We start from the raw sequence: 12,034 nt of genomic DNA, 5'->3' as shown, positions 1-12,034 counted from the left end.
GAGTCAGGTTAAAATTAAAACTTGATGATTATTTCCCGTGATTCATCCATAAAATCAATACCTTGAGCGTCATACACTCGCAATCTGGCCTGATGTACCCGATGGGCTCGCAAAAAGCCCTGCGCCTGATCCAGCGAGGTGAAGGTCAGGTGCTCCCCCTCGCTGTCGGTCAGACAGAGGTACTCCCCTTCCGCCTCGATACAGAGCTGATAACCACTGCCATCCTTGCAGGCGATGATCAGGGTTGCCTCGGGATAGTGACTGAGCCAATTGCGAAACCGGCCATGCTCCATAGTACTCCTGGAGGGGCATCACCCCTTGTCGGTGACAGGCAAACTGCCCAGCTCACCCAGTTGCTGACGGCAACTCGCCACGTCGGTAAAGACGATCCCCCTGATGCCGAGGGCCTCGGCGGCCGCAATATTGGCGGGACTGTCATCAATAAAGATGCACTCTGCCGGTTTCAGATCAAACGACACCAGCAGATAACGGTAGATATCCGGCTCCGGCTTCATCATCCGCACCCGCGCCGAGACCACCTTGCCGCTGAAAAAGCGCCAGAAATCCTGATGCTGCTCCAGCCAGTCGATGCTGGCGTGCCCCATGTTGGAGAGGGCATAGAGCGAATGGCCCGCTCCGTGCAGCTCGGCTATCAGGGTTAGCATAGCGGGATCTGGCAGCAGGGAAGCGGGAACTGCCTGTAAAATGGCCAGATTCTCCGCCGTCGAGAGGCCAGTGCGCGCTTGCGCTTCCCGGGCCATGTTGTGGAGCGACATGGTGCCTCTGTCTACCTCCAGCCAATCCGGGTGGTTAAAGAGCTGCTCGGCCAACTGTTCGGCCCCTTGCGGACCACGCACCGAACGCACTATACCTACCGGATCCCAGCTCACCACCACCCGTCCCAGATCGAAAATAATCGCCATCGTCTTTACCTCCCCCACGGGGTGTCAGTCATCAAAACAGAGTCAATAGAAGATCGCTCATACGCCATTTTCTTAACCGGATACCCTGCCCCCATCCCCGCCCGCGGGCAAGTTTTACTTGCATCAGACCGGCAAATCCCTTAATGGTTATGACGTTACTTCAAGGACACACCTATGCACGCACCATTCTTCTTTGCTTTCTCGTTTATCCGGCCCGCTTGAGGGAAGGCCTGTCGTCGTGTGAACAGAAAGCAAAGACGAATCGAGCCTCCCCTAGCGGAGGCTTTTTTTTGCATTAATATCAATCGATTACTTGGATAGGGAACAATCATGGCAACGCTCGACGAGATCAGACAAGACATCACCCGGTTGGATCAGGAGCTGCTTGCCCTGCTGGCGAAACGCAAGGCCCTCAGCATCGAGGTCGCCCGTGCCAAGCAAGCCAACCCGCGCCCCATTCGTGACCACCAGCGGGAGCAGGAGCTGCTGGTTGCCCTGATCCAGAAAGGGCGCGTGCTGGGGTTGGATGCCCAGTACATCACTCGCATCTATCACACCATCATCGAAGACTCTGTGCTCTCCCAGCAGGCCTATCTGCAGAGCCTGCTCAACCCGGAGCAGCAGGAGCCGATGACCAGCGTCGCCTATCTTGGGCCGCGCGGTTCCTATTCCAGCCTGGCCGCACGCAAATATCTGGCGCGCTACAAGGATCAGGTGATCGAAGTAAACTGCCAGAACTTCCGTGAAGTACTGGATGCGGTGGAGTCGGGTCGCGCCGCCTTTGGCGTGCTGCCCATCGAAAACACCAGCTCGGGCTCCATCAACGAAGTCTATGACGTGATGCAGCACACCAGCCTCTCCATCGTCGGCGAGCTGACCTACCCCATTGAGCACTGCATTCTCACCGCCGTGCCGACCGAGCTGAGTCGCATCAAAACCTTCTATGCCCACCCGCAGGTGTTCCAGCAGTGCTCCCACTATCTGAGCAAGCTGGAAGGGGCGCGTCACGAGATCTGCGACTCCTCCTCCAGCGCCATGATGAAGGTGAAAGAACTGGCCAGCCCGGAGGCCGCCGCCATCGGCAGCGCCGCCGGTGGCGAACTTTATGGTCTGGATGTGCTGGCCGAGCAGCTCGCCAACCAGAAAGAGAACTACAGCCGCTTTATCGTGGTGGCGCGCAAGCCCATCGACGTGGCACCGCAGATCCCGGCCAAGACCACCCTCATCATGTCCACCTCCCAGAAACCGGGCTCGCTGGTCGAGGCGCTGCTGGTGCTGCGCAGCCACGAGATCAACATGACCAAACTGGAGTCCCGTCCGGTGCAGGGCAACCCGTGGGAAGAGATGTTCTATCTGGATGTCTCCGCCAACCTGCAGACCCCGGCGATGCAGGCCGCACTGGTGGAGCTGACCAAGATCACCCGCTATATCAAGGTGCTTGGCTGCTACCCGAGCGAGGATGTGAAACCCACCGCAGTGCCGCCGGTGCTGATGGGGAGCTAACCAGCCCACAACGACAAAAGGCGAGCAGGGTGCTCGCCTTTTGTTTTGATGCCGGTTTTCACGGCACGCCCATCAACTCAGAACTGACCGGCCATCAGCTGGTTGATGTTGTAGAGGGCGCGGGTATCGAGCTCCATCTCGGTGGCATAGGTATTGCCGCGCGGATAGGAGGCAACCACCCGGGCACCACGCACCACCCCCGCCACAGAAACATCCAGCGAGTTGGAGGTCTGGGTCAAGTCGCGGTAGCTGCTCTGACCGTGCACCTGCTGACCATTGAGCTGCTCGGCCAGCTCGCGATAGGCATCCATCTTGGAGGCGCGAATGGCTTGCAGCATCTTCTCCGACTGGGAGGGGCCGGGCTGGATGTCGATCACCGCATACCCCACCGCCTTGAGCACCGGAAAATCATCGGGCTTGCCACCCTGGGTGTAATCCACCACCCGGTTGTAGCTGCAACCGGTGAGCAAGAGTGCCAACAGGCAACCAAACAAGATCTTCATGACTCGCTCCTCACGGGGTCAGGTTGACTAGATGACCGCCCGGCCGGGCCTGACTGTCACGCATCAGATAACCGCGATTGATCGATGCCCGACCAAACGAGTTGTTGGCACCGAACAGATATTTTTGCGGGATCAGGCTCTGGGCCGTGGTCTCAACCATCTTGGTGCGCATGTCGATAACGCGGGCGTTGACCAGGATCCCCTTGCTGTTGCGGCTGAAGGTGCCGACCAGAATGCGGGAGATCGGCAAACGGGAGGAGAGCTCCTTGTAGTTGCGGCTCAGTACAAAATCCCCCTGCGGCGTCACCTTGATACTGCCGGTCAGCTTGAAGTCCACCACCACCTCGCCGCGGCGGTTGAGCTCGTAGATAAAGCTCTCCTCAATCTGTTGCCCCATCCAGTTGGTATCCTGCAGGGTATCGAGATCGACGAAAGAGGCCACCGCGATGGGCTCGGTCAGGGTGGTCAGCGATTTGCGCTCCATCAGCTGGTCGGTCATACGTGCCACCAGCCAGTTGAGCTCCATCCCCTGCGCCGCCTGACGGGGGTCACCCTGATCCCGATTGATAGGGTCGGAGCCGCACCCGGTCAATGCCAGGGCAAGCGCCAACGCCGTGATGAGTTTGTTCATGGATACCTTTCCTGTATCTGCACCTGATTTGTTATCGGACGCGCCGGACAAAGCTTGAGCCGGGAATGAGGCATGATTCTTGCTTTTTAATGGACATCGTCAGCGCCAACGTGCGCTGCCACTTGGAACGTGTTGTGATCCATGTCGGCCAGCAGGCGCCATTTCCTCAAAATGGCGCGGCTGCCCGCCAACTCAAGGTATCTGCTATGAAATTACCGCTGCTGTTGACCCTGCTGCTGGCCAGCCTGAGCGCCCGAGCCGAGCTTATCGAAGCGCAGGGCAGCGCCGCCATTCTGGGGGGCGATGAAGTCTATGCCCGCGAGCAAGCAACTCGCGACGCCCTGCGTCAGGCCCTGCTGGCAAGCGGCGCGGCAGTCTCCAGCGTCCAGCGTCTGGAAAATGGCAGCCTGCGATCCGAGCAGATCCAGATCCGCTCCGGCGGCGACATTCGCCAGTATCGGCTCAAGCGGGAAGAGGTGCGCAACGGCCGCATGTATATCACGCTAGTGGCCGACATTCAGGCCGAGCGCCAGATCTGCCAGACCCAGCACTTCGCCAAGGATTTGACACTGGTGAGGCTGCGGATGCGCTATCCGGACCAAGCCAGCTACGGCGCCATGGACGACATGCCGGAAAACCTCTCGCGGCGGCTATTCGAAACTCTCGCCAATGCGCCGCAAGGGGTCGCGGTGCGCCAGTGGCTGGATGAAAACCTGCGCATCGATCCGCTCCATCTGCAACAGGGAGATCGCAGCGCCCTCGAGGAGATCAAGGCGCTCAGCCTGCGTACCGACAGCCAGTATCTGGTGCTCGGCAGCATCGACGATCTCTCCATAGAGCCGCAAGGCAACCAGCTGACCAGCTGGTATGAGGATCCCGTACGTAACTTTCGCATGCAGCTCTACCTGTTTGACGGCATCAATGGCAGCCTGGTCAACCGCAAGGTCTACGAAGGGCGCGCTACCTGGACCTTTGGCAAGCGGGAACAGGTGGGCAGCAGCAGCGGCCAGTTCTGGCAGTCAAGTTATGGCCAGGAGGTCAACTACCAGTTGCAACAGGCGGCTCAGGATCTGGTAGCCCAGCTCACCTGCGCCCCGGTCACCGCCCGGGTGGTCGGCCAGAACGAACGCGGCCCCTACATCAATCTGGGGCGGCGCAACGGCATCAAGCTTGGCGATCAGTTCCGCATCCAGCACAACGCCGACTTCATCGACCCCTACGGCAAATCGCGCATGATGCGCAACCCGGCCGACGGCCTGTTCGAAGTGGTGCAGGTGTTCGACGATGGCGCCATCATCAGCAGCCAGAACAAATATACGCCGTTTAACATCCAGAATGGGGATTTGGCTGTATTGGAATAGGTGCCAGAGAGTTACCGGCGCTTACGGCATCTCCCGAGTTTCCCGTTGTTATGGTTCACCAGTGGATTGGTATCGGTCAGTTTCCCAACACCTGACGCAACCTCTCCTGCGCAACGCCCACCAGCAGGTCGGGCTGGAACTTGGAGATAAAGCGATCACAACCCACCTTCTTGACCATGGCTTCGTTGAAGTTGCCGCTCAGGGAGGTATTGAGGGTAATAAAGAGATCGGACATGCGCGGATCACTGCGCACCTCGTGGGTCAGCCGGTAGCCGTCCATCTCAGGCATCTCGGCATCGGTGATCATCAGCAGGATCTCGTTGGTCACCTTCTTGCCAGCATCGCACCACCCCTTGAGCAGGGTCAGCGCCTGCAAGCCATCCTGACACTCGATAACCTCGAGTCCCAGCTGGCCAAGAGTCTCACGCACCTGGGTGCGGGCGGTGCTGGAATCATCGACGATCAGCACCTTGCGGCCGTGCATCTCGGGCAGGATCTCCCGATCCAGCACCTCTTCGGAGATGCGGATGTCATAGGTGATGATCTCCGCCAACACCTTCTCCACATCGATGATCTCGACAATCTGATCGACGCCATCTTCCGGAATGCGGGTGATGGCGGTGAGGTAATTGGCGCGCCCGGCGGAGCGCGGCGGTGGCAAGATATCCTTCCAGGTCATGTTGACGATATTGGCCACCTGCCCCACCAGAAAGCCCTGAATGGTGCGGTTGTATTCGGTGATGATGAGGTTTGATTCACTGTCGATGGGCATGGGGCGCATACCAATGGCACTGCGCAGGTTGATCACCGGGATCGAGGTGCCGCGGATATTGGCCACCCCGCTGATATTGTGATGGGAGCCCGGCATCTTGCTGAGATGGGGCAACTTCACCACTTCCCTCACCTTGAAGACGTTGATGGCGAACATCTGGCGGGTGCCGAGACGAAACATCAACAACTCAAGGCGGTTTTCCCCCACCAGTTGAGTTCGTTGATCAACGGAATCCAATATACTCGCCATACACTGATATCCATCTGATTATTAATCGACTCTAGTATAGAGGCTGCCTGCCAGGAAGGGCAGGCGCATTTTCAACCAGAGTGACCAACCAGATAAAAAAAGTGAGGCCGAAGCCTCACTTATATCATTGATTTTAAAATCAATAACTACAGACAGACTTCCAGCTGCCGTCGCTTGCCTTGGGCTCGCTGCTGGTCCACCAGTTGGCCTGCCACACCATCTTGTTATGGGTGATGCGATCACCACCATTGGCATGATCCCCCTGCGGCCAGTTCGGGTAAGCCTTGTAGGAGGCCGGGTTGACGTTCTGGCTGCTGCAGGTGGCGCCGCCCGGGTTCTCACCGCCACCATTGCTGCCCAGCACGGCCTCCGGCAGGGTCGGGAACTCAGCCTTGAGGCCCGCAGTCTGGGTGCCGCTGATGATGCGGATACCGCTCGGCACACCGGCGGCCGGCAGATAGTAGGTCATCGCCACTTCCACGTCGCTGCCCGGCGCCCACGCCTTCCAGGTCGGCAGCGTAAAGGCCGCCTTGTGGAAGTCCTTCTCGCCCGCGATGCCGTCGGAGTTCTGGTTGCCACCGCTCTCCACCACTTTCAGCCCCATCCCGCTTTGGTCGGTGATGGTGTCGGAGGTGGAGGTAGGCACCAGGAACTCGATGCGAGTACCGCCCGGAATGGTCTGGGTCGAGTTGTTGGTAAGCTTCAGGGTCGGATTGATCGGGTAGTTGGAATCCCCCTCCTTGAAGCCGGAGAGGCTCACCGCGATGTCGAGCTGGGCGGTTGGCGCCGCCAGATCGTTCTGCTTGGTGTTGTACTTGGTCGCCTTGGCAAACTTCTCGTAGGCGAGCGTGGTCAGCGTGCTGCCCATGCCGTACTCGTTCTTGGCCGGATCGAAGGCGTAGTCACCCGCCATCTCCCAGAACATGACCCCGCCCAGGCCCCGCTTGATGATGTAGTCAAGCTTGTGGCCCATGGACTCTTCATCTTCGGTGGAGAGGAACACCTTCTTCTCTTCGTTCCACAGCCAAGGCGCCTGCGCCTTGTCATCGTAGTAACGCACGTACTTGCCCTGCATCACGTGGGCCGGGTTGTTGGGATCCAGCCCCCAGGCCTGGCCGTAGCTCGGCATGGTGGTGATACCCAGGCTGGCGGCGTTCTCCAGGTTCTTGGCATGCCACATGGGCACGGCGCCACCGCCGATCTCCTTGCCGTTCTTGTCGAGATCGTGCCAGATGTTGTCGATGCCGACCGCCCCGTTGCCGCACGGAATGGTGCTGCCACCGGTGCCCGGCTGACAATCGCTCTGGCTCGGCAGGGCTGCCTTGCCGGCCAGGCCGTGGGTGCCACCGCTGACCCCTTGCCAGCCGCGGGTGTAGTAAGGCACGCCCACGTTGATCTTGCCGGCCGCCAGGGCGCCACGGAAGTAGTGGGCAGACCAGGCCGCGTTGAGGTAGCCGATACCGCCAAACTGGCTCTGGGTATAGACGCCCCAGTGGGCAAGTTCGGCATCCGCCTTGTTGTCAAACAGGGCGGCGTTGTGACCGACGAAGTTGTTCCAAGCGCCGTGGAAGTCGTAAGTCATCAGGTTGACGTAGTCGAGGTACTGGGTGACCTGGAAGTTCTCCATGCCGCGCAGCAGGTAGGCCGAGGCCGGCGAGGCGATGGTCAGCATGTACTTGCGACCATCCTCGCTGCCGGCGCTGTCGAGCTTGCTGCGCAGAGTCTGCATCAGCACCTTGTAGTTGGCAAACAGCTTGCCACGGCACTGGTTGGAGAGCGGGAAGTCGTTGGGGTTGCCCGCATCCTTCATCGAGGTGGGGTATTCGTAGTCGATATCGACCCCATCAAAGCCGTACTGGCGGATAAAACTCACCGCCGAATCAGCCAGGGTGTTGATACCGGCAGTATTGACCGAGCAGTCACCCTTGGTGGTGGCGGTATAGAAGCCGCGGGTATCGGCCCAGCCCCCCACCGAGATGAGGGTCTTCACGTCCGGATACTGCTTCTTGTACTTCGACAGCAGGTTGAAGTGGCCCTTGTAGGCGAATTCAGGATCCATCTCGGCACCCGGCACGCCATCCCAAGTCATCTTGGTGGCAGCATCGTCCACCTTGATGGTGTGGCTCTGCTCATCCACCGCCGCGAAGGCGTAGTTGATGTGGGTGATCTTGTTCCATGGAATATCGCTCACCAGATAGGCAGGCAGGCCGTTCTTGCCGGTGCGCCAGGAGGTGAAGTAGCCGATGACCCGGCGGGCATGGTCATCCCCCATGCACTCGTAGCCATCCGGGCGATAGATCTGGCGAATGTCACAAGAGAGGTTGCCACCGGTGGGCGGCAGCGCGGCCTCCTCGACATTGACGGTCACCGCCGCCGACTCACCGCTCAGATTGCTCTTGTCAGTAGCCACCAGCTTGAGGGCGGTACTCCCTTTGGCATCCGGCGTCCAGTTCACCTGCCAGGGGGCAGTAGTGTCTTCACCAATCTTCTTGCCATCGACATAGAGCTCGACTTTGGCCACATCGTTGTTGGCATCTGTGACGTTGCCACTCACCGCCACACTGCGACCCAGGGTCACCTTGGCGCCGCTGCCCGGGCTGCTAATGCTCACCTTGGGCGCCTCTGACGCGACCACGGCGGCGACGTTGAAGCTCGAATCCGCCTCGCTCAGCACCTTGCTATCTTTATCCAGCGCGCGAGCCTTGAGGGTATGGGCCCCCACTCCGGCGGCGCTCCAACTGGCACTCCAGGGCGAGGCGCTCGCCATGGCGACCAGCGTGCCGTCGACAAGATATTCCACCCGGGCCAAGGCCGTCACTGGGCCACTCAGGGCCACTGCCAGCGCCACGCTGGCTCCTTCATTAAAACTGGCACCAGCAGCCGGTGAGCTGACTGCCACACCGAGCGCAGGAGGGGGCACCTCGCCACCATAGGGCTTCCAGGCATCGGCCCAGACTACACCTACCCCCGGCTCATAGTGATAGGGGGATGCCCCGCACCAGCCTGAATAGGGAAATTCTTTGCATTCATAGAGGGCACCGACGTTGCTGACGATATCGCCAGCCTTGTAGGCAGTACCGGATTTATAGGCGGGATAAGCGGCCTGAGCCCAGGCGGGCGCAGCCGCAAGGGCGACCAGCATGGCAAGCCTGCTGGGTCTGAAGAGCTGTTGCATATTGTTATCTTCCTTGTTTTGTCTTGGCATTGGTCACCAAGGCAAAGAACAATCGCAACCTGCATGATGGGCGCAGACAACTGGCAATGGACCTGCCACAAAAACCACCCCTCACCCAGGGAAACCCCGCTATCTGGATCCACGATCGAGACCGGAAGCATTGCGCCCCGGCATCACTGCCGGTTTGCCCTTTACCTGGGTTCCGTGAGGAACGAACCCAGTATAGGAAGGCGACAAGATCCCCTCAATCTTTATTCTCAAAGAGAATTATCCCCTGCCACGAAAGCGTCATGATCACAGAGTTAAAATTGATTGAATTATCAAAAAAATCATATCGTTACTGGGATCATAAAAACGCTTTCCCGCACCTTCCCAGATTCATTTAATGTGCGTTGGCTCACTGGTATGACATGCCAGAAATGTGACAATGCGCGCCCTTGGTCAACGAGCCAAGGCTATGGAATCACTGGCAAAAATAAAAAAGGAACACCTATGAAAGGTACTCGTACCCTGCTGTCGCTGGCCGTGGGGCTGGCACTTGCATCCTCAGGCGCCCATGCGGCATTTGTCTGCCCGTCCGATCCGGCTCAACTCACTCCCATCCCGACCATTCAGGGCACAGGCTCCGCCAGCGCGCTGGCCACCCAGACCGTGACCGACAAGAACGGCAATGTGACCGGTAAAATCAGCACGGGCACCTTCAACGTTCGCGGTATCGTGACAACGCTGGGCCAAAGCCTGACCAAGGGTTTCTATCTGACTGACCCGGTGGGAGATGGCAATCCGGCCACCTCTGATGGCATCTTTGTATATCTGAACGACAAAGACTTCGCGACCAAATATAAAGACATCAAACCGGGGGCTGAACTCTGCCTCGAAGCCAAGGTCGAGGAGTACTACGGCGGCACCCAGCTCAAACCCACCTTCGAATCCAGCAAAGCCCGCCTGCAAGTCACCGCACAAGGGCTGAATGTGCCGACCAGCGTACTGCAGGTCAATGAAGGGGAGACGCTGGCGCAAGCGCTCGATCGCCACGAAGGGATGCGGGTACGTCTCGACAGCAGCAGTGACCTGCACCTGACCCGCAACTACGGCTTCGACTACAAGGTCTATCGCAACAACGTAGAGTTGGCCCACAAAACCCCGCTGATCAAACCGACCCAACTTCATGTTGCCAGCAGTGCGGACGCTGTCGCACTGGCCACCAAAAATGGCAGCAACCGTCTAGTGGTTGAGTCTGATTACAAAGCACCGGATGGCGTACTGCCCTGGTTCCCGAGCTGGGATGCCGATCAGGGATATCTGCGCATCGGTGATCAACTGACAGGGCTGGAGGGGGTGATCGTATACAACAAGGATGCGTTCCGTCTGGTGGTACCGAGCGATGTCACCCTGACTGCCGGCGCCCTGCTGCGCAGCCCTGAAGAGGATCGTCAAGACGCGCCGGCTCGCCTCTCTGGCAGCGATCTGCGGATCGGCAGCTTCAACGTGCTCAACTACTTCACCAGTCATTCCAGCATCGGCGGTGCACTCAATATCCTGTGCAAGGATCAGGCGGATGCCGACAACGCCAAAGGTTGCAACCGGGGTGCCAAGAGCCAGCCCGAGTTCGAGAAACAGCGCACCAAGATCGTCAATGCCATCACCGCAATGGATGCCGATCTGCTCGGCCTGATGGAGATGGAGAACAACGGCTTCGAGGATAACTCGGCCCTCCACAATCTGGTGACCCGCCTCAACGAACAGCAGAAGGATGCGAGCAAACACTACGCCTATGTGCGTCTGCCGGTCACTGCCCTTACCGATGGCAAGTTCTTCGGCGGCGACGCCATCATGGTGGCGATGATCTACCGTCCTGCCCTGCTCACCCCCAGCGGAGATGCCAGCGTCATCAAGCTGCCTGAGCAGCGCTACACCACTGGTGGTGTGGCCAAGACAGCCGGTCAGCGCGACTCGCTGGTTCAGACCTTCACCCTCGCCAAGAGCAAGGAGCCGCTGACGCTGGTGGTCAACCACCTCAAATCCAAGGGGTCAGGCTGCTACGAAAATGGCGATGGCAAGACAGAACCGGCCGACCTGCAGGGCAAGTGCACCGAGTTCCGGGTCTCTGCCGCCAAGGTGCTGGGTGAGGCGGTCAGCAAACTGCCGGGCCAGGTGCTGCTGGTGGGCGACTTCAACTCCTACGCCAAGGAAGATCCGATCCGGGTGCTGACCGACTACAACCCGGCCACCAGCGAACGGAAGATCGTATCGGCCTCCCACACCTTTATCGGTGATCAGTCCTATGAACAGCTCGGTCGCGAAGTGACTCGCAGCTACGGCCTGATCGATCTCAACGTCAAATTCAACAAGGATAAAGCCATCTCCTACAGCTACGACGGGGAGCTGGGCACCCTAGACTATGCCCTCGCCAACCCGGCGCTGGCCAGCAAGGTAGCAGGTGTCGCCGACTGGCACATCAACTCCTTCGAAAGCTCCCTGTTCGAATACGGCAGCCAGTACACCGGCACATTGCTCAAGTCTGACAACCCCTTCAGTGCCTCCGACCATGATCCCATCATCGTCGACCTGAGACTGGAGAGCGATGCCACCAAACCGGACACCTCCTCAGGCGGTGGTGCACTGGGACTCGGCCTGCTGGCCCTGTTACCGCTGGCCTGGCGACGTCGCCGTTAACCACAGGCGCATTTGCATAGTGCAAGCAAAGCCCGCGAGTCTCGCGGGCTTTTTCATTCAGGTCATTGGATTTACAAATGAAAGGCGCGGACGTATGGAGAAAATAAATGATGGAGAAAACAAAAGGCCACCGCGATGCGGTGGCCTTTTTGCTTCTTGTAACAAGAATTTGGTGGAGCTACGCGGGATCGAACCGCGGACCTCTTGCATGCCATGCAAGCGCTCTCCCAGCTGAGCTATA

At 59.0% G+C, this 12,034-nt stretch carries 9 protein-coding genes, 1 riboswitch and 1 other annotated feature; of the genes, 3 read left to right on the top strand and 6 right to left on the bottom strand.

Annotation, left to right across the window (positions count from 1 at the left end; genetic code table 11):
• Positions 1-14: 14 nt before the first annotated feature.
• Both G5332_RS12645 and G5332_RS12640 read right to left on the bottom strand, forming a co-directional pair.
• Positions 15-293, bottom strand: a complete 279-nt coding sequence (locus G5332_RS12645) for a DUF6482 family protein (protein ID WP_216979354.1) — start codon at positions 291-293, stop codon at positions 15-17.
• 18 nt (positions 294-311) lie between these two features.
• The gene (locus G5332_RS12640) at positions 312-923 is read right to left on the bottom strand and encodes an HAD family hydrolase (protein WP_216951922.1); all 612 of its coding nucleotides are present in this window, start codon (positions 921-923) and stop codon (positions 312-314) included.
• 170 nt (positions 924-1,093) lie between these two features.
• Positions 1,094-1,215: a sequence feature (Phe leader region), on the top strand.
• Between the two features lie 38 nt (positions 1,216-1,253).
• On the opposite strand from G5332_RS12640, the gene pheA reads away from it, so the two are divergent.
• Complete coding sequence (pheA, locus tag G5332_RS12635; RefSeq protein WP_101323838.1) at positions 1,254-2,426, top strand: prephenate dehydratase; 1,173 nt, start codon at positions 1,254-1,256, stop codon at positions 2,424-2,426.
• Positions 2,427-2,503: 77 nt separating this feature from the next.
• Here pheA and G5332_RS12630 read toward each other — a convergent pair whose 3' ends face one another.
• Together G5332_RS12630 and G5332_RS12625 are read right to left on the bottom strand one after the other, a co-directional pair.
• On the bottom strand, positions 2,504-2,929 hold the full coding sequence (locus G5332_RS12630; RefSeq protein ID WP_421172770.1) for an LPP20 family lipoprotein: 426 nt from the start codon (positions 2,927-2,929) through the stop codon (positions 2,504-2,506).
• 10 nt (positions 2,930-2,939) lie between these two features.
• Complete coding sequence (locus G5332_RS12625) at positions 2,940-3,560, bottom strand: FlgO family outer membrane protein (protein ID WP_005338718.1); 621 nt, start codon at positions 3,558-3,560, stop codon at positions 2,940-2,942.
• 206 nt (positions 3,561-3,766) lie between these two features.
• Between G5332_RS12625 and G5332_RS12620 the strand changes: the two genes are divergently transcribed.
• Positions 3,767-4,921 carry a flagellar assembly protein FlgT gene (locus G5332_RS12620; RefSeq protein WP_421172769.1) on the top strand — a complete coding sequence of 385 codons (1,155 nt, stop codon included), beginning with the start codon at positions 3,767-3,769 and terminating at the stop codon, positions 4,919-4,921.
• A gap of 76 nt (positions 4,922-4,997) precedes the next feature.
• Here the strand turns inward: G5332_RS12620 and G5332_RS12615 are convergent, their stop codons facing one another.
• Together G5332_RS12615 and G5332_RS12610 are read right to left on the bottom strand one after the other, a co-directional pair.
• Complete coding sequence (locus tag G5332_RS12615) at positions 4,998-5,942, bottom strand: chemotaxis protein CheV (protein WP_216951924.1); 945 nt, start codon at positions 5,940-5,942, stop codon at positions 4,998-5,000.
• 139 nt (positions 5,943-6,081) lie between these two features.
• Positions 6,082-9,117, bottom strand: a complete 3,036-nt coding sequence (locus tag G5332_RS12610) for a glycosyl hydrolase family 18 protein (RefSeq protein WP_421311273.1) — start codon at positions 9,115-9,117, stop codon at positions 6,082-6,084.
• Between the two features lie 116 nt (positions 9,118-9,233).
• Positions 9,234-9,316, bottom strand: a riboswitch (cyclic di-GMP riboswitch).
• A 293-nt stretch (positions 9,317-9,609) separates the two neighbouring features.
• Between G5332_RS12610 and G5332_RS12605 the strand changes: the two genes are divergently transcribed.
• Positions 9,610-11,793, top strand: coding sequence for an ExeM/NucH family extracellular endonuclease (locus G5332_RS12605; RefSeq protein WP_150997670.1), 2,184 nt, complete (start codon positions 9,610-9,612; stop codon positions 11,791-11,793).
• Positions 11,794-12,034: the final 241 nt, after the last annotated feature.

The sequence above is a fragment of the Aeromonas sp. 603757 genome, from assembly GCF_049171255.1.
Classification (GTDB): Bacteria; Pseudomonadota; Gammaproteobacteria; order Enterobacterales; family Aeromonadaceae; genus Aeromonas; species Aeromonas veronii_A.
The sequence above is the reverse complement of the archived record's forward strand: the minus strand, read 5'-3'. Positions and strand labels throughout refer to the sequence as shown.

Excerpts from the sequence above, each read along its gene's own strand:
- G5332_RS12605 (WP_150997670.1), top strand. The coding sequence starts at position 9,610 with ATGAAAGGTACTCGTACCCTGCTGTCGCTGGCCGTGGGGCTGGCACTT.
- G5332_RS12645 (WP_216979354.1), bottom strand. The coding sequence starts at position 293 with ATGGAGCATGGCCGGTTTCGCAATTGGCTCAGTCACTATCCCGAGGCA.
- G5332_RS12610 (WP_421311273.1), bottom strand. The coding sequence starts at position 9,117 with ATGCAACAGCTCTTCAGACCCAGCAGGCTTGCCATGCTGGTCGCCCTT.
- G5332_RS12640 (WP_216951922.1), bottom strand. The coding sequence starts at position 923 with ATGGCGATTATTTTCGATCTGGGACGGGTGGTGGTGAGCTGGGATCCG.
- G5332_RS12625 (WP_005338718.1), bottom strand. The coding sequence starts at position 3,560 with ATGAACAAACTCATCACGGCGTTGGCGCTTGCCCTGGCATTGACCGGG.
- G5332_RS12620 (WP_421172769.1), top strand. The coding sequence starts at position 3,767 with ATGAAATTACCGCTGCTGTTGACCCTGCTGCTGGCCAGCCTGAGCGCC.
- G5332_RS12630 (WP_421172770.1), bottom strand. The coding sequence starts at position 2,929 with ATGAAGATCTTGTTTGGTTGCCTGTTGGCACTCTTGCTCACCGGTTGC.
- G5332_RS12615 (WP_216951924.1), bottom strand. The coding sequence starts at position 5,942 with ATGGCGAGTATATTGGATTCCGTTGATCAACGAACTCAACTGGTGGGG.
- pheA (WP_101323838.1), top strand. The coding sequence starts at position 1,254 with ATGGCAACGCTCGACGAGATCAGACAAGACATCACCCGGTTGGATCAG.